This window comes from Sneathiella sp. (assembly GCF_002694385.1).
Taxonomy (GTDB): domain Bacteria; phylum Pseudomonadota; class Alphaproteobacteria; order Sneathiellales; family Sneathiellaceae; genus Sneathiella.
This window is the reverse complement of the sequence record NZ_NZMB01000017.1, coordinates 73,488-94,856: the sequence shown is the minus strand read 5'-3', so window position 1 is coordinate 94,856 and position 21,369 is coordinate 73,488. Positions and strand designations below refer to the sequence as shown.

20 protein-coding genes are annotated in these 21,369 nt (G+C 58.0%); 13 read left to right on the top strand and 7 right to left on the bottom strand.

The genetic code is table 11. The annotated features are described in order from the left end of the window. The first annotated feature begins 37 nt into the window (after positions 1–37). The 5 genes from CMN55_RS11975 (at position 38) to rpmG (ending at position 5,492) form a co-directional block, all read left to right on the top strand. Positions 38–2,149 carry a ribonuclease R family protein gene (locus CMN55_RS11975; RefSeq protein ID WP_366932048.1) on the top strand — a complete coding sequence of 704 codons (2,112 nt, stop codon included), beginning with the start codon at positions 38–40 and terminating at the stop codon, positions 2,147–2,149. Positions 2,150–2,247: 98 nt separating this feature from the next. Next, positions 2,248–2,631 (top strand): DUF983 domain-containing protein, encoded by a 384-nt coding sequence (locus CMN55_RS11970; RefSeq protein ID WP_293950037.1) that lies wholly within the window; start codon positions 2,248–2,250, stop codon positions 2,629–2,631. A gap of 773 nt (positions 2,632–3,404) precedes the next feature. Continuing rightward, positions 3,405–4,061 carry an NUDIX domain-containing protein gene (locus CMN55_RS11960; RefSeq protein WP_293950035.1) on the top strand — a complete coding sequence of 219 codons (657 nt, stop codon included), beginning with the start codon at positions 3,405–3,407 and terminating at the stop codon, positions 4,059–4,061. Further along, positions 4,054–5,211, top strand: coding sequence for an MFS transporter (locus CMN55_RS11955; protein WP_366932047.1), 1,158 nt, complete (start codon positions 4,054–4,056; stop codon positions 5,209–5,211). The genes CMN55_RS11960 and CMN55_RS11955 overlap by 8 nt, the downstream gene beginning before the upstream one ends. A 113-nt stretch (positions 5,212–5,324) precedes the next feature. Then, positions 5,325–5,492, top strand: a complete 168-nt coding sequence (gene rpmG, locus CMN55_RS11950) for a 50S ribosomal protein L33 (protein WP_293950033.1) — start codon at positions 5,325–5,327, stop codon at positions 5,490–5,492. Positions 5,493–5,580: 88 nt separating this feature from the next. Here the strand turns inward: rpmG and CMN55_RS11945 are convergent, their stop codons facing one another. Beyond that, a complete protein-coding gene (locus CMN55_RS11945) occupies positions 5,581–6,990 on the bottom strand; it encodes a PleD family two-component system response regulator (RefSeq protein ID WP_293950032.1) in 1,410 nt (469 codons plus the stop codon). 3 nt (positions 6,991–6,993) lie between these two features. Next, complete coding sequence (locus CMN55_RS11940; protein ID WP_366932051.1) at positions 6,994–7,371, bottom strand: response regulator; 378 nt, start codon at positions 7,369–7,371, stop codon at positions 6,994–6,996. 155 nt (positions 7,372–7,526) lie between these two features. On the opposite strand from CMN55_RS11940, the gene CMN55_RS11935 reads away from it, so the two are divergent. Genes CMN55_RS11935 through CMN55_RS11925 form a run of 3 tightly spaced genes read left to right on the top strand, consistent with a single transcriptional unit; the run spans position 7,527 to position 9,767 of the window. Next, complete coding sequence (locus CMN55_RS11935; RefSeq protein ID WP_293950031.1) at positions 7,527–7,802, top strand: DUF3572 domain-containing protein; 276 nt, start codon at positions 7,527–7,529, stop codon at positions 7,800–7,802. 2 nt (positions 7,803–7,804) lie between these two features. After that, complete coding sequence (locus CMN55_RS11930; protein ID WP_293950030.1) at positions 7,805–8,476, top strand: hypothetical protein; 672 nt, start codon at positions 7,805–7,807, stop codon at positions 8,474–8,476. Positions 8,477–8,486: 10 nt separating this feature from the next. Further along, entirely contained in the window at positions 8,487–9,767 is a 1,281-nt protein-coding gene (locus CMN55_RS11925) for a DNA polymerase IV (RefSeq protein WP_293950029.1), read from the top strand. Positions 9,768–9,812: 45 nt separating this feature from the next. Here the strand turns inward: CMN55_RS11925 and CMN55_RS11920 are convergent, their stop codons facing one another. After that, positions 9,813–10,625, bottom strand: coding sequence for an EipB family protein (locus CMN55_RS11920; RefSeq protein ID WP_293950028.1), 813 nt, complete (start codon positions 10,623–10,625; stop codon positions 9,813–9,815). A gap of 345 nt (positions 10,626–10,970) precedes the next feature. Here CMN55_RS11920 and CMN55_RS11915 point away from each other — a divergent pair, with 345 nt between their 5' ends. Beyond that, positions 10,971–11,687: a GGDEF domain-containing protein gene (locus CMN55_RS11915; RefSeq protein ID WP_293950027.1), complete on the top strand. Its 717-nt coding sequence runs from the start codon at positions 10,971–10,973 to the stop codon at positions 11,685–11,687. Positions 11,688–11,720: 33 nt separating this feature from the next. On the opposite strand, the gene CMN55_RS11910 is transcribed toward CMN55_RS11915, so the two are convergent. Beyond that, entirely contained in the window at positions 11,721–12,983 is a 1,263-nt protein-coding gene (locus tag CMN55_RS11910; RefSeq protein WP_293950026.1) for an adenylate/guanylate cyclase domain-containing protein, read from the bottom strand. A gap of 150 nt (positions 12,984–13,133) precedes the next feature. Between CMN55_RS11910 and CMN55_RS11905 the strand changes: the two genes are divergently transcribed. Both CMN55_RS11905 and CMN55_RS11900 read left to right on the top strand, forming a co-directional pair. Further along, positions 13,134–14,606, top strand: a complete 1,473-nt coding sequence (locus CMN55_RS11905) for an aldehyde dehydrogenase family protein (protein ID WP_293950025.1) — start codon at positions 13,134–13,136, stop codon at positions 14,604–14,606. A gap of 33 nt (positions 14,607–14,639) precedes the next feature. Then, complete coding sequence (locus tag CMN55_RS11900) at positions 14,640–15,110, top strand: RidA family protein (protein ID WP_293950024.1); 471 nt, start codon at positions 14,640–14,642, stop codon at positions 15,108–15,110. A 51-nt stretch (positions 15,111–15,161) separates the two neighbouring features. Here the strand turns inward: CMN55_RS11900 and CMN55_RS11895 are convergent, their stop codons facing one another. Then, a complete protein-coding gene (locus CMN55_RS11895) occupies positions 15,162–15,698 on the bottom strand; it encodes a phage baseplate protein (protein WP_293950023.1) in 537 nt (178 codons plus the stop codon). A gap of 182 nt (positions 15,699–15,880) precedes the next feature. Here CMN55_RS11895 and CMN55_RS11890 point away from each other — a divergent pair, with 182 nt between their 5' ends. After that, a complete protein-coding gene (locus tag CMN55_RS11890; protein WP_293950022.1) occupies positions 15,881–16,720 on the top strand; it encodes a peptidogalycan biosysnthesis protein in 840 nt (279 codons plus the stop codon). Next, a complete protein-coding gene (locus CMN55_RS17255) occupies positions 16,650–17,036 on the top strand; it encodes a peptidogalycan biosysnthesis protein (RefSeq protein WP_366932046.1) in 387 nt (128 codons plus the stop codon). Before CMN55_RS11890 ends, CMN55_RS17255 begins: the two co-directional genes overlap by 71 nt. A 1,413-nt stretch (positions 17,037–18,449) precedes the next feature. Here the strand turns inward: CMN55_RS17255 and clpA are convergent. Next, entirely contained in the window at positions 18,450–20,843 is a 2,394-nt protein-coding gene (gene clpA, locus CMN55_RS11885; RefSeq protein WP_459253663.1) for an ATP-dependent Clp protease ATP-binding subunit ClpA, read from the bottom strand. Next, positions 20,822–21,154, bottom strand: coding sequence for an ATP-dependent Clp protease adapter ClpS (gene clpS, locus CMN55_RS11880; protein WP_293950020.1), 333 nt, complete (start codon positions 21,152–21,154; stop codon positions 20,822–20,824). The genes clpA and clpS overlap by 22 nt, the downstream gene beginning before the upstream one ends. Between the last annotated feature and the right edge of the window lie 215 nt (positions 21,155–21,369).

Genomic DNA, 21,369 nt, shown 5'->3' with positions numbered 1-21,369 from the left:
GGAANTGGNGCCAANAGGNGCGCTTCCCGCNGTCGCGGTGATNGANGTNGTGCGTCTGGATGCGGATGGCGAACCGNTNGCNCGCCCCGCAAGCTGGCAGGACGNGGCGGCAGCCCCCCTNATNTANTTTGCCCGCACCGGCAAACGTGACCNGACCAGCGCCCCCGGCGTTGGCGACCGCCTGCTTGCCCGNCTNNNNCGNCAGAAGGACGGCAGNTATGAAGCGAAAGTCATCCGCCTGCTGGAGGCNTCCGCCGGGCCNGTNCTCGGTGTTTATTCGAAAGTCGGCAAGGATGGCCGGGTNCANCCNACCAACCGCAAGCTNAAAAAAGAAATCATCATCCGCCATGAAAANTCGCTGGGCGCGCAAAGCGGTGAGGTGGTGCTGTGCGATATCCTGCCGGGNAAGGCCCTCGCNTTGCCGGAAGGACGGGTCACGCAACGGGTTGGNCCGCTNGACGANGCCACNTCCGTCAGCCTGATTGCNATCCACACCCATGGTATCCCCGATATTTTTGANGATGCGGCNATCGANCAGGCGCTGGCCGCGCAGCCGGTCAGCCTCGGCACNCGCACCGATTTNCGNNCNCTGCCCATCATTNCCATCGACCCCGCCGATGCGCGCGACCGGGACGATGCGGTGTGGGCNGCGCCNGATGACGATCCGGCCAATGAAGGCGGCTGGCAGGTNATCGTCGCCATTGCCGATGTTGCCCACTATGTAANCCACGGCAGCCCGCTCGANCAGGCCGCGCGNGANCGGGGCAACAGCGTCTATTTTCCNGATCGCGTTGTGCCGATGCTGCCCCATGAGCTGTCCAGCGATCTCTGCTCNNTGCATGANAATGTNGANCGGCCGGTNATGNCGGTGAAAATGTGGTTCGATGCNNCGGGGAACAAGCTCCGNCATCAGTTCATGCGCGCGATGATCCGCTCCCTCGCCTCCCTCNCCTACCGGCAGGTGCAGGACGCGCATGACGGCCACCCGGATGAGAAAACNGCGCCGATCTATGAAGATGTGATCCGCCCGCTCTATGGGGCCTATGAGGCNCTNAAAAAAGCGCGGGCNAAGCGCCAGCCGCTGGATCTTGACCTGCCGGAACGNTGGATCGAATTTGGCGAGGATGGCTTCATCAAGGCCGTGCATAAGCGCGAGCGCTTTGCGGCGCATATGCTGATCGANGAGTTCATGATCCAGGCCAATGTCTCGGCCGCCGAAACGCTGGTGAAACGAAAACAGCCCTGCATGTTCCGTGTCCATGAACCGCCCGCNGCCGANAAGCTGGNGGGCNTGCAGGAGACGCTGGCCGAGATGGATATCCGNTTCGCCAAAGGACAGGGCGTGACCACCGCCACCTTCAATCGCATNCTCGNCCAGGCNAANACCGAGATCGACAAGGAGCTGGTCAGNTCCCTGATCCTGCGCAGCCAGTCGCAAGCCGTCTACAGCCCCGAAAANCTGCATCATTTCGGCCTGCATTTGCAGAATTACGCGCATTTCACCTCGCCCATCCGGCGCTANGCGGATTTGCTNGTCCACCGCAGCCTGATTGCCACGCTGGGGTTCGGCAAGGACGGGTTGAAAGCGGAAGAAGCCGCGGANTTCGAGGANATCGGCACGGCCATATCGGCNACCGAACGGCGCGCCATGGTGGCGGAACGGGAAACGGTNGATCGNTTCACCGCCGTTTTCCTCGCCAACAAGGTGGGGGAAATCTTCCCGGCCAAGGTGTCCGGCGTGACCCGCGCCGGCCTGTTCCTCACCCTGGATGAAAGCGGCGCAGACGCCCTCGCACCCATCTCCACCCTCGGCCGTGACTATTTTCGTTTCGATCCCGACCGGCATTTGCTGATCGGCGAACGAACGGGGGTGAGCTATCGCCTCGCCGACCGGCTGATGGTCTGCATCCGTGAGGTGGATATCGTCACCGGCAGCATGATTGTCAGTATCGAAGACGGGCGCGAGGAGGACGAAGGCCTCGCTCCCCGCCGTCATCCGGGCGCGGGCAGATCGCGGAGTACGGGGAAAAAGGAGCGCGCCCCCACCAGAGGGGAAAAGGCAACGCAGGCGGCCAGGGCGGCAAAGAAGAAAAAACGCACCCTGCCGAAAGGAAAACGGAAATCCCGCCGCCCCACCGGCCGCGACTGATCTCTGCGGCAGAGTGTCGCAAAGGGCTTTTGCGCTTAGAAATCATGCCTAAGTGATGCTAGGATATTATATATGAAGGATTTAAGGTAATTATCCGAATGCATATTGTCACTGCACCAAGATCCGTAGCCCAGGCTATTCTCCATGGACTGCGCCGCCGCTGCCCCAATTGCGGCGAAGGTCAGGTTTTCAACAAATATATCAAGGTCAACCACACCTGCGATCATTGTGGACTGGAACTGCATCACCAGCGCGCCGACGACGCGCCGCCCTATTTCACCATGTTCATTGTGCTGCATGTGGTGATTTCCGGCCTGGTGGCTCTGGAACAGGCCTACAGCCCGGCCATGTGGGTACAGCTCGCCCTCTGGCTACCCATATCGCTTGTCTTTGCCCTCTGGCTGTTGCCCCGGGTCAAGGGCGCGCTGATCGGCATTCAATGGGCCCGGCAGATGCACGGCTTCGGCGGCGATTTCACCTAAAGCATCTGGACTTGCCTGCCCCGGCGGTGCATATTGGGGAAAAAGGAAGTTCAGAAGATGAGTACGGATAAGAAAAGAACCGTTGCGGAAGACCGCACAGACGGCACCAAAGCGCCGCGCCCGAAAGATGCAGCAACCCTGATCCTCTACCGCCAGAGCAGCAAGACTGTCGAGATCCTGATGGGAGAACGCAGCGGCAGGCACAGCTTCATGCCCAACACCTATGTTTTCCCGGGCGGACGGGTGGACGCNAGCGACAGCCGCATCCCGCCAGCCCGCGATCTGCGCGACGACGTGATGGCGCGNCTCATACGCGGCGGCTGCACCCCGGCGCGGGCGCGCGCCCTCGGTATNGCCGCCGTGCGCGAAACATTCGAGGAAACGGGTCTCTGCCTGGCGGGCACCTATGAAGCCCCCCGAAAATCGCGTGTTGCNGTCTGGAACGACTTCGGCGATGCCTTATGNGGCCCCGATCTNTCCAAGCTCGACTANATCGCCCGCGCCGTGACGCCCCCGGCNCGCAAAAAGCGCTTCAATACCCGCTTTTTCGTTGCCGACGCGGACACCATGCAGGGCGAGATCAAGGGNTCCGGCGAATTGCTGGATTTGAAATGGGTCACCCTACCGCAAGCGCTTGAGCTCGATATCCCGCTCATCACCGAAAGNGTGCTGGGATATGCGGATGCCTTTTTCAAAACCCGCCCNCCAAAGGATCCGTCGGTNCCCGTCCCCCGTTTCCATATGCGGTACGGCAAGCGGGTTTATGGCGAAGAATGACGGCTCTCTCCCGACCCNCAAGGCCGGTCACGCCCCGTCACGCCGCCAGCCTTGTCATTTATGAACAGCGGGCGGATGATCTNTATGTCCTGATGGGAAAGCGGTCAAAAAAGCACCGCTTCCTGCCTGATGTCTATGTGTTTCCGGGCGGCCGGGTGGATCCGGCGGACGCCGGNATGACGCCGCTNGCCCCGCTCAATCCGGAGATTGCAGCCCAACTCTCNCAGCCNGCGGGGATGGCCCATGCCATCGCCAATGCGGCGGTGCGCGAAACCCATGAGGAGACGGGNCTCGTCATCGGCGATCTGGAGGATGACCTGCTGCGTCCGGATCATTCCCGCCTCGACTTCATCGCCCGGGCNATNACCCCGACNAACAGCCCGATCCGTTTCAACACCCGCTTNCTCACNATNGAGGCGGCGCATGTTACCGGCGATCTCGGCGGNTCGGGNGAGNTGATNGANCTGCGCTGGATCCCACTCGGCGCGGTGCATGAGGTGCCGCTNATTGATGTGACGGAATTCGTGCTTGGCGAAGTGGATCGCAAAATCAGAAAACCCCGNTCGGTCGCCCGGCCTCTCTCCGCNGCGAAAGTTCCNCTCTTCACCTATTACAGAGGCAGGCCNTTTATCCGTCATTACGACCATGGCTGANACCGGCGGTNNNNATAACCGCCGGGCGCTNATTGCCGTGATTGCNGCNGTNACCGCCATGTCGGTCTCNCTCAGCCTGTCCATTCCGCTGGTCTCTCTGCTGTTGGAAAANCGGGGCTATGGCAGCGACGTGATCGGNCTGATGGGGGCCGTNCCNGCCCTCGCCTTCCTGATCGCCTCCCCCTTCATTCCCGNCGCNACGCGGCATTTCGGATCCGGCGCNNTGNTNTGGGCCGGGCTGCTGGTNGCGGCNGGCTCCATCCTCGGGCTCGCGNTCTGGGACAATATCTATTTCTGGTTNGTNCTGCGGCTGCTCATCGGGCTCGCNATGGCGGTGCTNTTCCTGATCAGNGAAACCTGGCTCAACACCATNGCNCGGGAAGAGACGCGCGGCCGGACGGTGGCNATNTANATGTCCTCCATGACCCTNGGNTTNGCNTTNGGCCCGGTGCTGATCAACCTNATCGGCGCAGAGGGCAGCCGCCCNTTTATTGTNTCNTCCCTGATCGTGATGTCGGCGGGGATNGCCTTTCTNACGGTTGGCGACCGNTTTCCAAATCTGGGCGAGAAAAGCCGCCATTCGATCCTCTCNTTCATCCGNGCCGCGCCGATGATCAGCGCNGCGACNCTGCTGGTTGCCTTTTTTGATGGTTCNGTNCTNACNNTGCTGCCGGTNTATGGCGTCAAGAACGGACAGACCCTTGAGTTCGCGGTATTGATGACCAGNGCGCTTCTGGCCGGAAATATCCTGCTGCAATANCCCATCGGCTGGCTGGCCGACCGGGTGGAGCGCGGCAAGGTGATTCTCGGCTGCGGCGTTATCGGNGTGGCGGGCGCGCTGCTGCTNCCGCTCGTCATGCCGACAAGCCNNCTCCTCTGGCCNCTGCTGATNGTCTGGGGNGGCGGGGTNGTGGGCACCTATACCATTGCGCTTGTCCTGATGGGGCAGGATTTCAAGGGCGGCGATCTGGTGATGGCGACAACGGCAGTGACCGCCGTCTGGGGCTTTGGCAGCCTGCTGGGCCCGCTTTTTGCCGGGGTGGCGATGGAAATATACGAACCGCACGGCATGCCGCTCACCTTTGCGGCGGCCTGCCTGATCTTCGTCCTGATCTCCGCCCTTTCGCTCCGGCGGGGCAATCGCCGGTAATTTTGCGAATTTTCCAAGCTCGCGCTTGACTTCGCTGATTAAATCCGTATTTTCCGGGCTTCGATCATTATTTACTTCCGCGCATCCTGCGGGAGATCACTGGAGTTTCGGACATGGCTAAGCCGACAACATTGAAAATCAGGCTGGTAAGCACTGCGGACACCGGCTTTTTCTATGTCACCAAGAAGAATCCGCGCACGATGACGGAAAAGATGGTTGTGCGCAAGTATGACCCCGTTGCGCGCAAGCATGTGGACTTCAAGGAAGCGAAAATCAAATAACCCTCCTCTATGCCCTAAAAAAACAGGCCGCATCATGCGGCCTTTTTCATGGGAAATCCGGCGGGGCGTCCGGCGGGCGTTTACAAGCCTAGCGGGCGACGCTTTCCGAAGATTTCTGAAATACTTCAACGGATGAAGTCGCCACCACAACCCTGTTACGGCCATCCTTCTTCGCCTTGTAAAGCGCTTCATCGGCCCGTTTCAGGAGAATGTCCGATTGCTCCTGCTCCTGCGAGACGGTGACGCCGATGGAGCAGGTGATATCCAGCGTGAGTCGGCCTCGGCTGACGACAAAGGGTTTTTCCGCAATATGGCGGCGCAGGCGTTCCGCAACCGTCAAGGCGACGGAAATATCCGTATCCGGCATGACCACGACAAATTCCTCCCCGCCATAGCGGCAGGCAAGGTCGATGCCGCGCACGCCGGTCGCAATACGGCAGGAAAATTCCTTGATCACCTCGTCCCCCACATCATGACCATGGGTATCATTGACGGGTTTAAAGAAATCAATATCCATGATCATCACGCAGACCGGTTTGTAATCCAGCCGCGCGCGTTGCAGCATAGCATCGAGATGATTGGACATATAGCGGCGGTTATAAAGGCCGGTCAGGCTGTCTGTCACCGCTAGTTCCAGAGACCGGTGGAAATTATGGCGCAGCCGGTCCTGATACTGTTTACGCAGGATCTGGGTCCGGGTGCGGACGATCAGCTCATTGGTGTCGATCGGGCGCATCACATAATCATTGATGCCGATTTCCATTCCCTTGATCAACTTGTCATTATCGGCCTCATCAACAAGGGTGAGGATGGGAAGCTGCCGGGTTTCCTCCAGGCTGCGGATGCGTGAACAGAGCCTGAGCGGGTCGTAATTCGCGGAATCAAGACTGATCACGGCAAGATCGAAATCACCGCCACGCAGGCGGATCAGCGCCTCTTCCATATCCGGTTCCAGCGTAGTGTCATAAGTTTCCGCATAAAGTTCTTTTATCAGCCGGACGGAATATTCGTTATCGTCGATCACCAGAATACGGGCGCGCTGGATGGCCTCCTCTTTCCGGTCGGACATGGAGATCACGCCAAGTTCAGAGCTTGTCTCCTCCCGCAGGCGGAATTCATCCATCATCATTTTAAGCCGCAGCAGGGATTTCACCCGCGCAAACAGGGCAAGGTCATCGACCGGCTTGGTCAGGAAATCATCGGCCCCCGCCTCCAGCCCCTGCACCCGGTCCGTCGCCTCGCTGAGGGCGGTGACCATGATCACGGGAATATGGGAGGTCTGGCGGTCCGCTTTCAGACGGCGGCAGACTTCAAAGCCGTCCATCTGCGGCATCATCACATCCAGCAATATGAGATCGGGCTGTTGCTCACTGGCAATCTTGAGCGCATCCGGCCCGTTATAGGCCGTCACCACGTCATAATACTCGACGGACAGCTTTGCCTCGAGGATTTTGACATTCGGGATGACGTCATCGACGACCAGAATACGTGCAGACATATATCAGCTCAGAAATTCTTTGACCGTATTGAGAAAATTTTCGACGGAGATCGGTTTGGCGATATAGGCCTCGCACCCCCCCTCGCGGATTTTTTCTTCATCCCCCTTCATCGCAAATGCCGTAACTGCAATAACGGGGATGGATTTCAACGTCTCATCCTCCTTTATCCATTTCGTCACTTCGAGTCCGGAGACTTCGGGCAACTGAATGTCCATCAGGATCAGATCAGGCGTATGTTCGCGCGCCAGACTGAGTGCTTCCATGCCGTCCTTGGTCTGAATGGTGTTATAACCATGTGCTTCCAGAAGGTCATGGAACAGTTTCATATTTAAGTCGTTATCCTCGACAATCAATACTGTCTTCATTTTCAACCCGTTCATTCCTGAGTTCAAACACCGCAGGCAAGTGTTTTTAACGATGCCGTTCAGCTTACCAATTTCATTTTGCACGGCTTGAGACTATCATTCGTACTCACTAAACAGAAATATGTTTAATTTTCCATTACCGGAAGCGGCTTAAGGGAAGATAAAGTGCGATGGACCGCGAAAAAGCAGAAATTACCGCTCTCAGGGCGCTTGCCTATCTGGCGGGAAATGAGAAAAACCTGGACCGGATGATGCGGGAGACCGGCATCGACCCCCGTGACCTGGCAACAACCGGGGACAGCGGAGAAATCCTGGCGGGTATCCTTGATTTTCTGCTGGGCCATGAAGATATGCTGATAGATTTCTGCGAACATGAAAAAATGGACGCCTTGACCCCGGCCCGCGCCCGCAGGCTCCTGCCCGGCGCCCCGATGGAGGATTACTGACTATGTTTACCGGCATTCACGATGATGTGCGGCCGCAGCTTGAAACGCTCCGTATTGACAAGGACCGCCCGCTTGTCATTACGGACGCTGACGAGGTGCTGTTCAATTTCATGGTCGGGCTGGAGGAATTTCTCGGCACGCGCGAGCTTTATTTTGACTGGTCGTCCTTTGCCCTGACCGGCAATATCCGCCGTATCACATCGCGGGAACCTATAGAGCAGCAGGAAGTCGGCGGATTGCTGATGGATTTTTTCGATCAGCGCTGCGCTGATCTGCCAGCCGTTGATGGCGCCGCGGAAGGCCTCGCCAGCCTGAGTGGGCATGCGCAGATTGTCGTTCTCAGCAATGTACCTCCCAAATACGCGGAGAAACGCCGCGCCGGACTCTTAAGCGGTGGCATGGATTTCCCGCTCATCGCCAATATCGGCAGCAAGGGGGAAGTGGTGCGCTTCCTCACCGACGGGCTGGAAGCGCCCGCCTTCTTCATCGACGATATCCCGCATAACCACAGTTCGGTCAACAAGCATGCCGCCCATGTGCAGCGGCTGCATTATATCGCCGATGCCCGGCTTTCGAAACTGCTCGGCCCGGCGGAGCATAGCCATACCCGCCTGCATAGCTGGCCGGAGATCAGCGATCATATCATCCGTCATATCACGACGGGTGGTTTCTGACAGGCGCAGCATGGCGAGTCTTTGCCGACAATGCCTCAGCATTCTGGACGCAACCGCCCGCCCCGCCGATGGCCGCTGCCCGCACTGTCGCTCGCCCCGGCTTCTCCATCATATGGAGCTGTTTGATCTGGCCATCGCCCATGTGGATTGCGATGCCTTCTATGCCGCCGTGGAAAAGCGCGACAATCCCACGCTCCGGGCAAAGGCGGTCATTATCGCCCATGACAGCGCGCGCAGCGTTGTCTCCACCTGCTGCTATATCGCGCGCATGTCTGGGGTGCGCTCGGCCATGCCGCTGTTTAAGGCCAAGCGGCTCTGTCCCGATGCGACAATCATCCCGCCCGATATGGCGAAATATCGTAAAGCCAGCCAGGAAATCCGCCAGCTTTTCAACCAGCTGACGCCGGATGTGGAGCCACTGTCGCTCGATGAGGCATTCCTCGACCTCACCGGAACCGAGCGGCTGCACCATCGCAATCCCGCCCAGTCCATGGCCTGGCTCGCCCGCGAGATTGACACCCGCATCGGCATCACCGTTTCAGTCGGGCTCAGCTATAACAAATATCTCGCCAAGCTTGCCTCCGATCTCGACAAGCCCAACGGATTTGCCGTCATCGGGCGGGCGGAGGCAAAAGATTTCCTGAGCCGCCGTCCGGTCAGTGATATCTGGGGCGTCGGCAAGGCGCTGGAGCGCAAGCTGGCAGGCGAAGGAATTACCCTCATCGGTCAGCTTCAGCATCGCGAGAAAAACGAGCTGATCGCCCGCTATGGGGTGATGGGCGGGCGGCTCTATCATCTGTCCCGCGGCGAAGATGACCGGCGGGTGAAAGCCGATCTGGTGGCGAAAAGCATCTCGGCCGAGACAACTTTCGAGACCGATATTGACGATCCGGAGATCCTGCTTGCCCGTCTCTGGCCGCTTTGTGAAAAAGTATCCCGGCGGTTAAAACAATCGGGGAAAGCCGGCAAGACTATTACCCTGAAACTCAAAACCGGGGATTTCAGAACCCTGACCCGCAGCCACACCCTGCCCCAGCCGACGCAGCTTGCCGAAACTCTCTACAAGGCCGTGCGGCCACTACTGGAAAAGGCGGCGGTGGAGCATGACTTCCGGCTGATCGGCGTCGGCGTCAGCAGCTTCGGCGATATCGAGGATGCGGACCGTCCCGACCTGCTGAGCCCCAAAACCGATAATATCAAGAATGTCGAAGCGGCCATCGACCGGGTGCGGGAAAAATTTGGCGACAAGATTATCCTGCGTGGACGGGGCCTGCCGACGAAAAAGCCCTGACTGACGCCAAGAGGCAGGCCCTTCACAACAGGCCGCGGCAGCCTTTTACGAGCATTTCTCCATCTCCAGCATGGTCAGTTCCGATAACTCACCCTTGAGAGAGAAATCCATGTAATCAAGATGCAGATCGGTGGCGACGCCATTATCGAAGATTTTCATGCTGATCTTGTAATCAGGCTCCGTCTGCTGCCCGCGCAAATCGAAATAGGAAATCTGTAACGGCCAGTAGGTCCGCCCCTGCAATGGCTTGGCAATGTCTTCCGCCTGCAGCAGCGTCTGTCCTTTGCCGATCACCGCCAGGGTATCGGAGAGCCCCTCCTCCCCGTTGCCATCATAGACCTTGGCCGAGAAAAGTTTGCGTCCCGCCGCCGCCGCCTTGATCACCTGGCGGCTATGCTCCCCTGGAAAGATAACGCCGCTCGGCAGCGTCAGACTGGTGTTCGGCGGTACACGAAAGGTCACGGTTACCCCTGCCTCGTCGCGCTGCGCTATGCCGCTGTATTTCTCCAGAAGCTGGCCATTCAGCATGTTGGCCATATCAAAGCGCATCATACGCCCGTCATTATCCTCCCATGTCGAGAGGGTGTAGTCGGAAATGATGGCATCGCCGTCGAAATTGATCATTTCCAGAACCATGCGCTGGTTGACGATCACCCCGTCGCAATTCTGCTCCACCTTCATCACGACACGGCCCCGCACCGCCTCAAAGCTGCCATTCTGGTGAACCTGATCAAGCTTGAGATCATAGACGGCCTGGTGCGACGCGAGACGGAGCGGCTGGGCCAGCCCTTGCGCCATATTTACACTCATGAAAAGGGCAAGCGCGGTGAGGAGCTTGAAAATTCCTGTCCGGTTCATTGCGACCATAATCCCCTTGTGCCTGTGGCGGCGCGGCAGTTAAGTGTATAAAGGCCAGTAATATACTGCTGTGGCGATGCTGTGAAGTGTTATCGGGAAAGATGAGCACAATTAAGGCAAGCGGCATTTTTGTCCCGATACGCCCGGCATAAAATACCCGCAAAATTAACCTAAAAATGAATTATTTCTTGACGCCCCCAGTCAAGATATTGAAAAACATATGATTTTTAATTCGCAAAAACTGGCATGACGATTGCTGACAGAAGGCAGGACCATATGTGCCGATCCGGGCGTATGGCGCCCGTTGGAAAGAAATCCGGACCGGTCCTGAGGAGTGACCCAAGAATGCCATTGACCATGCCCAGCGCGCCCTTCGCGCAATCCCCGTTGCCGATGGGGCTTGATCCCGATATCGGCGCCCATCTTGAAGATATGTCCGTCGTTCTCAAATCCAGCCTTCACCGACAGACTGCCGCGCGCCACTGGCAGTTGATCAACCGCATCATTGCCTATGCGGCCAGTGCCGAACAGCACATCAGCGAACAACAGCAGCGTATTCGCGAACTGGAAGCGCTGTCTTCCACCGATGAGTTGACAGGCCTTGCCAATCGGCGCGGGTTGATCGAGTTTGCGAACCGGCTGCTGGCCACGGCAAGGCGGCATCAAGAACAGGGCGTGCTTTGCTATCTTGATCTGAATGACTTCAAGAAAATCAATGACGCCTTCGGACATGAGACGGGAGATCGCGCGCTCTGCCTGCTGGCCGAGACCATTCGAAAGAACCTGCGGAGCTCCGACTTCGTCGCCCGCATCGGCGGCGATGAATTCATCTTCATCCTGACCCATACCAATACAGAAAACGGCCGCCTTCGCGCCGCCATTATTGAACGGGAAATCACGGCCGCCGACCTTGCGGCAAGAGATCGCAAAATCCGGCTTTCCGTCAGTATCGGCGTGACGGGGTATGACGGAAAGACAACACTCGATGATCTGTTACGCCGCGCCGATGAAGACATGTACCACAACAAGCACGGCCGCAAGAAACCGGCAGGCCAGGATTAGCTTCCGCGCACTCCATAGCCTCGCACAACGCCCCTAGCGTTCGCAGAACAACTCGATCGGTTCCCGCACGCCGCGCAGTTCATGCATCCCGCAGGACGTCAGCCCGAGGTCCGCTCCCCGAACCAGACGGACGAAATCACCGGAGGCAATCAGATTGCTCTCCAGCACGTCGCATAACGCCTCAATCCGGCTGACCTCATTCACGGCCGGACCGATAACCGTAAAATCCAGCCGATTTTCCGAACCGACATTGCCATACATCACATCGCCGACATGCAGGGCGATATCCAGCTCCATGACTGGCTTTCCTGCGGCCTCGCGCTTGCTGTTGAGCGCCTTGACGGCACCGATCATCTGCCGCGATGTTGCCAGCGCCGTCTCGCAGGCAAGCTGCACCTCATGCGGATCCGTCTTCGGTAATTCGAAAGTGGCAAGAATGCCATCGCCCATGAATTTCAGAATTTCCCCATTCGCAAGCTCGATCGGGCGGGCCATGCAATCAAGATACTGATCGAGCATGTCAATCAGCGCTTCCTGCGGCATGGTGTCGGACAGGCTCGTAAAGCCTTTCAGATCGGCATGGATCAGGACGGCGTTGATGCTGTCCACCGAACCGCGCCGGATTTGCCCGGAAAGCACCTTGCCCGCCGTGCCACGGCCGATATAGGTTTCCAGAACCGACCGCGCCGTCCGGAACGAGGCAATTCCCTTCACGGCCAGACCGAACACCGGAATAAACCGGCCCAGAATACGAAATTCCTCCTCGCTGAATCCGCCCGGCCGGTCCGATGCCCAGCTTGTAATCACCCCCGCGGAATGTTCCAGCCGCTCATTTTCAAATCCCCAGCCAAACTCGAACGCCTGGCTGAACCAGTCGGTCATGCCATCATCTCGAAATTCAACCAGAACCGGAAAGTCAAGATTGCTGCCTTCTTCAAGCGGACGATGCAGATAGGTGATGTTGTTCGTCAGCATGTAGAAGAAGGGACTCGCGAACCATCCTTCACCCGGTACATCGGTATGCAGGAAATTGGTATTGGTGACCAGCCCTTCCCCGCGCCGCCAGGTATACATGAAGGCGCTGACCTGCGGGTGGATGGCGCTATGGGTAATGCTGGCGCGTTTCAGCATCACCCCTTCGCCAATAAGGCGCTCGCAGAATTCAGTGAAAAGGTCACGCACCCGCGACCCGGAAAGTCCGGCATTGATCAGCCAGGAGAACAGCTCCTCCTGCGCATCTTCAGGCCGAAAATGGCCGCACCGGTTATCAATTTCCAACTGCCCCATGTCTTGCATCGTCCATCTCCCTCTCCCGGGGCTCTGATATAAGTCTATTTTACCTCCATATAACCCTCCGGCGGAGAAAAATATTGAAAGACTTTCTGCCCACTGGTTCTTGCCCGGGACGCATGCTAGAAACGAGGGCAGGATATGAGGATAAATGCGATGCAGGAAATCAGAAAATACTGGCGGAATTATATCGATGGCGGCTGGGTGGACGCAGAGGACGGAGACCGCATCGCCATTGAAAATCCGGCGACCGGCACACAAATCGCCGAGGTCGCCCGTGCAAAAAAAGCCGATATCGACCGCGCCGTTGCCAGCGCCCGTGCCGCTTTCAACGGCCGGGAACTCTACAATATGCGGCCCGTCAATCGCGGCGCGCTGATGTTCGAGATCGCCCGCCACATGACGGAAATGGCGGACGAAATCGCGCTTGCCGAATGTCTCGATAATGGCAAGACGCTCACCGGCGGAAAAAATGAAGCCCTCGCCGCCGCGCGCTACTTCACCTATTACGGTGGTCTTGCCGACAAGCTGGAAGGGCGGATGATCCCACTCGGTGCGGATTATGTGGATTACACCATCCCCTCCCCCTTCGGCGTCTCGGCGCAGATTGTGCCGTGGAATTTTCCACTGCAGATTGCCGCACGCTCTGTCGCCTGCGCCCTTGCAACCGCCAATACGGTGGTCCTGAAATCGCCGGAGCTGTCGCCGCTCTCCACCTATTTTATTGCTGAGGCCTGCCACCGCGCCGGCGTGCCGAAAGGCGCCGTCAATATTCTCTGCGGTTATGGCCATGATTGCGGCGCGGCCCTCGTCGCCCATCCGGATATCGACCATATCGTCTTTACCGGCTCGGTCGCGACGGGACGGGCGATCCTGCATGCCGCGGCGGAGCGGATCATCCCGTCGATCATGGAACTCGGCGGCAAATCAGCGGCGGTTCTGTTTGGCGATGCGGATATCGAACAGGCGGTCAACTCCACCGCGAGCGGCATCTTCACCCATGCGGGGCAGGTTTGCTCTGCCCAGTCGCGGCTGATCGTCCCGAAGGCACTGGAAGACGAGGTTGTCGAACGTCTTGTGAAAAAGGCAAAATCCCTGTCCATCGGTCCCGGGATCGACGGCCACGATATCACGCCGGTCATCTCCGCCGCGCAGGCCGATAAGATCGAGGGCATGTGCCTCGCGGCCCAACAGGCGGGAGGCGAAGCCGCCTCTGGCGGACGCAAGGCGGCAGGCCTCACCGGCCATTTTATTGAACCCACCATCTTCACTCGCCTGACGCCGGACATGACCATCGCCCGCGAAGAAGTCTTCGGACCCGTCCTTTCCATCCTCACCTATGACGATCCGGAAGAGGCCATCAGCCTTGCCAATGGCACCGATTACGGCCTCTGTGCAGGAGTTTATACAAGGGATCTCGCCACCGCCCACTGGGCGGCGGACCGGCTGATTGCCGGGCAGGTGTTCGTCAATGAATGGTTTGCAGGCGGAATTGAAACCCCGTTCGGCGGCATGAAACGCTCCGGCTATGGCCGCGAGAAAGGCCAGGAGGCCCTGCGGGGCTATGTCCAGACGAAGAATGTCGGCATCCGCATCACCGGTGGCGGTGGCGGTCGACCAGGCGGGTGACAGAATCGGGAATAACAGAATGGAGATGGAAAAATGACAAGCCAGATTGACGCACGGCTGAAAGAACTCGGCATAACAATTCCGGCCGCGAGCGCGCCCGCCGCCAACTATGTGCCTTTTGTGAAAACCGGAGACCTGGTTTTTGTGTCAGGCCAGGTGCCCTTTGTGGATGGCAAACTCACCGCCTGGCAAGGCAAGGTGGGCAAGGAATTCACGACCGAGGAAGGCCAGGCCTGCGCTCGTATTTGCGCGCTTAACATCCTCTCCCACGTCAAGGCCGCCTGCGAAGGCGATCTCGACCGGGTTGTCCGATGCGTCAAGCTGAGCGGCTTCGTCAACTGCATCGACGGGTTCGGCGAGCAACCGAAGGTCATCAACGGCGCCTCTGATCTGATGGTGGAGGTGTTTGGCGACAAGGGCCGCCATGCCCGCTTCGCCGTCGGCACCAATGCCTTGCCGATGAATGTCGCCGTCGAAATCGACGCGGTGTTTGAAATCAGGTAAGGCATGTTCCGGGCGGGTCATGACCCGCCCGACAGCATATCCGAATCCGGCCTACCCCTTCAGGCAATAGGTCAGCGCGATATAAGGCGGCTGAATATTAACCGCCGATGCCGTCTGCTGGTCAGGCAGGGTCGTACGGTTGATCTCATATCCCTTGTTATCACTGTCCGATCCGTTGCTCCCCCGGTTGTTCGGCACCGTTACTGTACCGCCAACTTCCGAATAATAAATGTCATTATAGGCATGGGTATGCGGCGGCAGATTTTCCGCCGTCAGGGTCACACTTTCCTGCCCCCCGGTTGCGCCGCTCGCAAGCGCCGTGAGCGGCTTACCATCCGCGCCATTACCGGGTGAGGAGGCGCCCGCCCCGACAATCACCCGGCTTGTCGCCTTGGCATAAGCCGTCCATCCGCCCGGACAGCCTCCCTCCTGATCAAACGCCACCACCGCGCCCGCAGGCAACGCTTCTCCTGCAACCGCATCGTCGCCGCTGCCCGGTTTCGCAAAAAAGATAACCAGCAGCGCCGTGATTATCGCCGCCACCGCACCGCCCACCAATGCGGCCGTGCCCACTTTGATCCAGTCCATTGAAATCTCCAATCCATAATTATCTTATAAAGAGCATAATGTAATACTTATACATATATAAGTTGAATTAAATTCAACCCTGAAAAAGAGAGCCGACGAAAATTTTCTGATTTGTTGCACCGCGCAAACAGATATCTGCTAAACTGTGATGATGAGTTTTATTCCGTTTATTCGCCGAGCCCATGTCTGACAGCGCTACCGTCAAGACCTTGCAATCCATCAATGAATTGACGTCAGCGCAATGGAATAGTTGCCGCGCGGGCGATCATCCCTTTGTCAGCCATGAATTTCTCCGCGCACTGGAGGAAAGCGGCTCCGTCGGCGCCGACGCGGGCTGGCTGCCCTATCATCTCGCGCTGGAGGTAGAGGGACAACTGGCGGGCGTCGCCCCCATGTATGTNAAGGGCCACAGCCAGGGAGAATATGTCTTCGATCATAGCTGGGCNCATGCCTATGAGCGGGCGGGCGGGCGCTATTATCCGAAACTGCAACTCTCCGTNCCCTTNTCCCCNGTGACAGGGCCACGCCTGCTGGTGCCGGAGGGGCCAATGCGGGANGAACATCAGCGCCTGCTGCTTCAGGGCGCCCGCGAAGTGGCGGTCAGAAACAATCTATCCTCCGTCCATCTNACCTTTCTTGAAACCGCGGAGCGCGAGCTGATGGCGCGGGAAGGNTTNCTGATCCGCAGCGGNGAGCAGTTNCACTGGATCAATGAAGGNTATGCNTCATTCGATGATTTNCTGGCGCANCTTTCCTCCCGCAAGCGCAAGGCCATNCGCAAGGAACGCGACGGCGCCATGGAGGGCNGGCTGGAATTCGAGATTCTNAGCGGGCNGGAGATTGGNGAGCATCATTGGGACGCCTTCTTCAATTTNTATATCGACACCGGCAACCGCAAATGGGGAACGCCNTACCTCAACCGGGANTTTTTCAGCCTGCTCGGCGCCTCTCTTGCCGATCAGCTGGTCCTGTTCATGNTCCAGCNGCGANGGNCGCTATATCGCCGGGGCNCTCAANCTTAAAAGCAGCGANTGCCTNTATGGCCGCTACTGGGGCTGCCTTGAGGATCATCGTTTNCTGCATTTCGAAACCTGTTACTACCGCGCNATAGACTATGCCATCGCACATGGGTTGAAACGGGTGGAGGCNGGCGCGCAAGGCCCGCACAANCTNGCCCGCGGCTATCTGCCGACGGAAACTTTCTCCGCCCACTGGCTNCGCGANCCCGGNTTTCACGATGCNGTGGAGGATTTTCTCCGCCGGGAACGGCGCGAGGTGGAGGCGGAAATCCATTATCTTGCGGCTCATTCCCCGTTCCGCAAANTCAACNGCGAATAGGNNATCGCCGNNCCCAAAGACAAGCGGTCGCCCCCCACCTCCGCCTTCCNGAAGGCGTTCATGGCAACTGTGACGCGAAATCATTTCTTGAATTTTTCCTAATTTTGCNCTATANNATATTTACGTTTACGTAAACGTAAAGGACAGCCGCCAGNCGCTGCCGCCCATGATCAGGAAAGGGAGCATTCATGAGCGAACATATCACCCGTGACCCCATCTATAACACCGTGCANCGGGATGACTTTTCCGCGATGCTGGAGGTNGATCGCTACGGCACCCGCACCGATGCCTTTGACGGGATTATCTCGGCGACCCATGATCATTTCTGGGACCCGATGGACANAACCTATCTCGATTTCAACAGCCCGTTCGATACCGCTAAAGAATATATCATGCCGCCGGAAACCATTCCGGANCTGCAAAGCGCGGTCGCGGATAAACTGGATGAAGGNCAGAAAATCNGCCTTGCCAATGAAAGTACGCGCTGGAGCCTGTCGGCNATCCTGCACGGGGAACAGGGCGCGCTNTCATTAAGCGCCAGCCTCTGCCANATTCTCGTCGATCCGGGGGCGCAGGAATATGCNTCCAACCAGACGCGNGAGGAAGCCCGCCACGTCACNGCCTTCAGCCGNTATATCAGCGCCCGCTGGGGCCGCCCCTATCCGGTCGGGGAGGCGTTCGGCATTTTGCTNGAAGAACTCGTCNGNGCCGATGAAGTCTATAAGAAGCTGGTCGGCATGCAGATGCTNGTGGAAGGGCTGGCCATGGGCGCCTTNGCCAATATCCATGCCAAGACCAACGATCCGCTTCTCAAACGACTGACGCAGCTTGTCATGACCGATGANGCNTTCCANCANAAATTCGGCAAGATNTGGGCGGACAAGACGATCCCGAAGCTGGACACGAAAGAACATGAGCAGGTGGAGGACTGGGCNGCGCAATGCTTCGAGACAGTNCTGTTNAACCTGATCAACATCCGCCAGAAGCAGGCAATTTACCAGCAGTTTGGCCTTGACTGGGAATGGGTGCGCGANGCCTGCCGCGAGGTTTANACNGATCAGGACCGNCGCGACACCCTGAAAGAATCCACCAATATTTTNCGCGTGCTGGTGAAAACCCTGTTCAAATCGGGCATCATTACGGANCGNACNCGNCCNATCTANGCCCACTGGGTNGATATGGAAGAGCTGGCCGGTNAAAATGAAGATATGGTCGGCTACGCCATTGCNGATGAAGGCATTGCCTATCTGAAGACACTGAACCAGAANCGGCGNGTGATCGGNCAGAAGTAATCCGAGCCCCGGCACGTCGGTCGACTTCGNTTGGTAAACGCNTNNNCCACCGACAGANCATAAAAAAAGGCGGGACGTTTGGTNTNGTCCCGCCTTTTCCTTGAGTANNCAACTCGTCCGCTTATTTCTCGATCAGTTCCGGATCCTTGCGGGAGCCCTTCTTCTTNGCCTTGCGGGCGGTTGANTTTTTNGCCCCACTTTCTGGCGGGCTCTCNATCTTGAAGGTCAGCTCGCCCGCTTTCACGCCGACAGAGACATGCCCCCCGTTCACCAGCTTGCCNAACAACAGCTCCTCAGANAGTGGCTTCTTGATGTTTTCCTGAATGACACGGGCCAGCGGCCGCGCGCCATAGGAAACATCATAGCCCTTCTGCGCCAGCCATGTCGCCGCCGTATCAGAAAGCGAGATGGTAACGTTGCGATCCTGAAGCTGGGTTTCGAGCTGCAGAACGAATTTTTCCACCACGCGGGAGACCACTTCCGGTGGCAGCGGTGCGAACGGGATGGTCGCGTCCAGACGGTTACGGAATTCCGGTGTGAAGAGCCGCTTGATCGCCTCCTCATCCTCGCCCTCGCGGACGCTACTGCCGAATCCGATGGCCTGCTTGGCCATTTCATGCGCCCCCGCATTGGTGGTCATGATCAACACCACGTTGCGGAAATCCACCTGCTTGCCGTTGTTATCCGTCAGCTTGCCGTGATCCATAACCTGCAGCAGGATGTTGAACAGATCCGGATGCGCCTTCTCGATCTCGTCAAGCAGCAGGACCGAATGCGGCTGCTGGTCAATGGCATCGGTGAGCAACCCGCCCTGATCAAAGCCAACATAGCCGGGCGGCGCACCGATCAGACGACTGACCGTATGCCGCTCCATATATTCCGACATGTCGAAACGCACCAGATTAAGCCCCATGATGGAGGCCAGCTGCCGCGCCACCTCCGTCTTGCCGACACCTGTCGGACCAGAGAAGAGGTAGCAGCCGATGGGTTTCTCCGGCTCCCGCAGACCCGCACGGGCGAGCTTCATGGCGCTCGCCAGCGCATCAATGGCAGCATCCTGGCCGAACACGACGCGGCGTAGATCCACATCCAGCTTGCGCAGGCTTTCCGTATCCTCCTTCGAGACGGATTTGGGGGGAATGCGCGCGATCTTGGCGACCACGGCCTCCACATCCTTGACGCCGATGGTTTTCTTGCGGCGGCTTTCCGCCTTCAGCATCTGCGCGGCACCCACCTCGTCGATCACATCGATGGCCTTGTCCGGCAGCTTGCGGTCATTGATATAGCGGGCGGAGAGCTCAACCGCCGAACGGATCGCCTCCGCCGTATAGCGGATCTGATGATACTCCTCAAAATAGGGTTTCAGCCCCTTCAGGATTTTGATGCTGTCCTCGACCGAAGGTTCGCGCACGTCAATCTTCTGGAACCGGCGCAGCAACGCACGGTCCTTCTCGAAATGACTACGGAACTCTTTGTAGGTGGTCGAACCGATGCAGCGGATATCGCCGCTCGCGAGCGCCGGCTTCAGCAGGTTGGAAGCATCCATCGCCCCGCCGCTGGTTGCCCCGGCGCCGACGATCGTATGAATTTCATCAATAAACAGGATGGCGTTTTCCAGCCCCTGCAACTCCGTGATTACAGCTTTCAGCCGTTCCTCAAAATCGCCGCGATAACGGGTTCCGGCGAGCAGAGCGCCCATGTCCAGCGAATAGATCACGGCAGGGAGCAGCACGCTCGGCACATCGCCCTGCACAATCCGGCGGGCGAGACCCTCCGCTATGGCTGTCTTGCCGACACCCGGATCGCCCACATAAAGCGGGTTGTTCTTGGAGCGACGGCAAAGGATCTGTATGGTCCGCTCGACCTCGTCATGGCGACCGATCAGCGGGTCGATCTTGCCCGCGGCGGCCTTTTCATTCAGATTGACGCAATAGGCGTCCAGCGCCTCCAGATTTTCGGCCTTGTCCTCCGGCGGCGGCGTTGTGTTGTTATTGTCCTTTTCGGACTTGTAGTCTCCATCAACCCCGCGAATGGCGCGCGCCGCGCCCTTGCCCGCCGCCTTGGCAACGCCATGGCTGATGTAGCTGATCGCGTCCAGACGGCTCATCTCCTGCTTCTGCAGGAAATAAACGGCATGGCTCTCCCTTTCGGAGAAGATAGCGACAAGCACATTGGCCCCGGTCACCTCTTCCCGGCCCGAGCTTTCCACATTGATGAGCGCGCGTTGCACGACCCGCTGAAAGCTCAGCGTCGGCCGCGCCTCGACAAAGCCGTCCATGACAAGATCGTCCAGCTCATCCGTGATAAAGGTTTCGAGATCACGGCGCAGGAGTTCGACATCCACATTGCAGGCCCGCATGACGGCGGCCGCATCCTGATCCTCGGTCAGGGAAAACAGCAGATGTTCCAGCATTGCAAACTCATGGCGACGCGAAGTGGCGAGGGCCATGGCACGATGCAGAGTTTCTTCAAGTGAATTGGAAAATCCGGGCACTATTCTTTCTCCATCGTACATTGCAGGGGATGCTGGTTCTCGCGCGCGAAATCAATGACTTGCGCGACCTTGGTTTCGGCCACTTCATACGGAAAGACACCGCAGTTGCCGACACCCTTGTGATGCACATGCAGCATGACCTGCACGGCCGTCTGTTCATCCATATTGAAAAATCTCTGGAGGACATACACGACGAACTCCATCGGCGTGTAATCATCATTCAGCAAGAGAACCCGCCAAAGCGAAGGTTTCTTCGTTTTGGGTCTGGTCTTGGTGACAAGGCCTGTCCCCGGCCCTTGACCATTTTTGCTGTTATCGTCGTTACCGCTCATTGTTGTCCTGTCCGAACAGATAATCTGATATCTCACTCCGTTCCTTTTTCCGGCCGCTCTTGTGCAGCGCACATTCTCTTACATTAAGTATATATCTTAGCAGGAAATTCAAAAAAATATTATTACCTCGAAACAAAATTCATAAAATTGTGAAGACCCGCCGGGCGGACATGAAAAAAGGCCCGGAAAATCCGGGCCTTTTTAAAGACGCTTGA

Coding starts and splice junctions, on each gene's coding strand:
- clpS (WP_293950020.1), bottom strand. CDS start 21,154: ATGAGCGGTAACGACGATAACAGCAAAAATGGTCAAGGGCCGGGGACA.
- CMN55_RS11970 (WP_293950037.1), top strand. CDS start 2,248: ATGCATATTGTCACTGCACCAAGATCCGTAGCCCAGGCTATTCTCCAT.
- CMN55_RS11945 (WP_293950032.1), bottom strand. CDS start 6,990: ATGTCTGCACGTATTCTGGTCGTCGATGACGTCATCCCGAATGTCAAA.
- CMN55_RS11900 (WP_293950024.1), top strand. CDS start 14,640: ATGACAAGCCAGATTGACGCACGGCTGAAAGAACTCGGCATAACAATT.
- CMN55_RS11930 (WP_293950030.1), top strand. CDS start 7,805: ATGTTTACCGGCATTCACGATGATGTGCGGCCGCAGCTTGAAACGCTC.
- CMN55_RS11910 (WP_293950026.1), bottom strand. CDS start 12,983: ATGCAAGACATGGGGCAGTTGGAAATTGATAACCGGTGCGGCCATTTT.
- CMN55_RS11925 (WP_293950029.1), top strand. CDS start 8,487: ATGGCGAGTCTTTGCCGACAATGCCTCAGCATTCTGGACGCAACCGCC.
- CMN55_RS11920 (WP_293950028.1), bottom strand. CDS start 10,625: ATGAACCGGACAGGAATTTTCAAGCTCCTCACCGCGCTTGCCCTTTTC.
- CMN55_RS11895 (WP_293950023.1), bottom strand. CDS start 15,698: ATGGACTGGATCAAAGTGGGCACGGCCGCATTGGTGGGCGGTGCGGTG.
- CMN55_RS11905 (WP_293950025.1), top strand. CDS start 13,134: ATGCAGGAAATCAGAAAATACTGGCGGAATTATATCGATGGCGGCTGG.
- CMN55_RS11915 (WP_293950027.1), top strand. CDS start 10,971: ATGCCATTGACCATGCCCAGCGCGCCCTTCGCGCAATCCCCGTTGCCG.
- rpmG (WP_293950033.1), top strand. CDS start 5,325: ATGGCTAAGCCGACAACATTGAAAATCAGGCTGGTAAGCACTGCGGAC.
- CMN55_RS11935 (WP_293950031.1), top strand. CDS start 7,527: ATGGACCGCGAAAAAGCAGAAATTACCGCTCTCAGGGCGCTTGCCTAT.
- CMN55_RS11940 (WP_366932051.1), bottom strand. CDS start 7,371: ATGAACGGGTTGAAAATGAAGACAGTATTGATTGTCGAGGATAACGAC.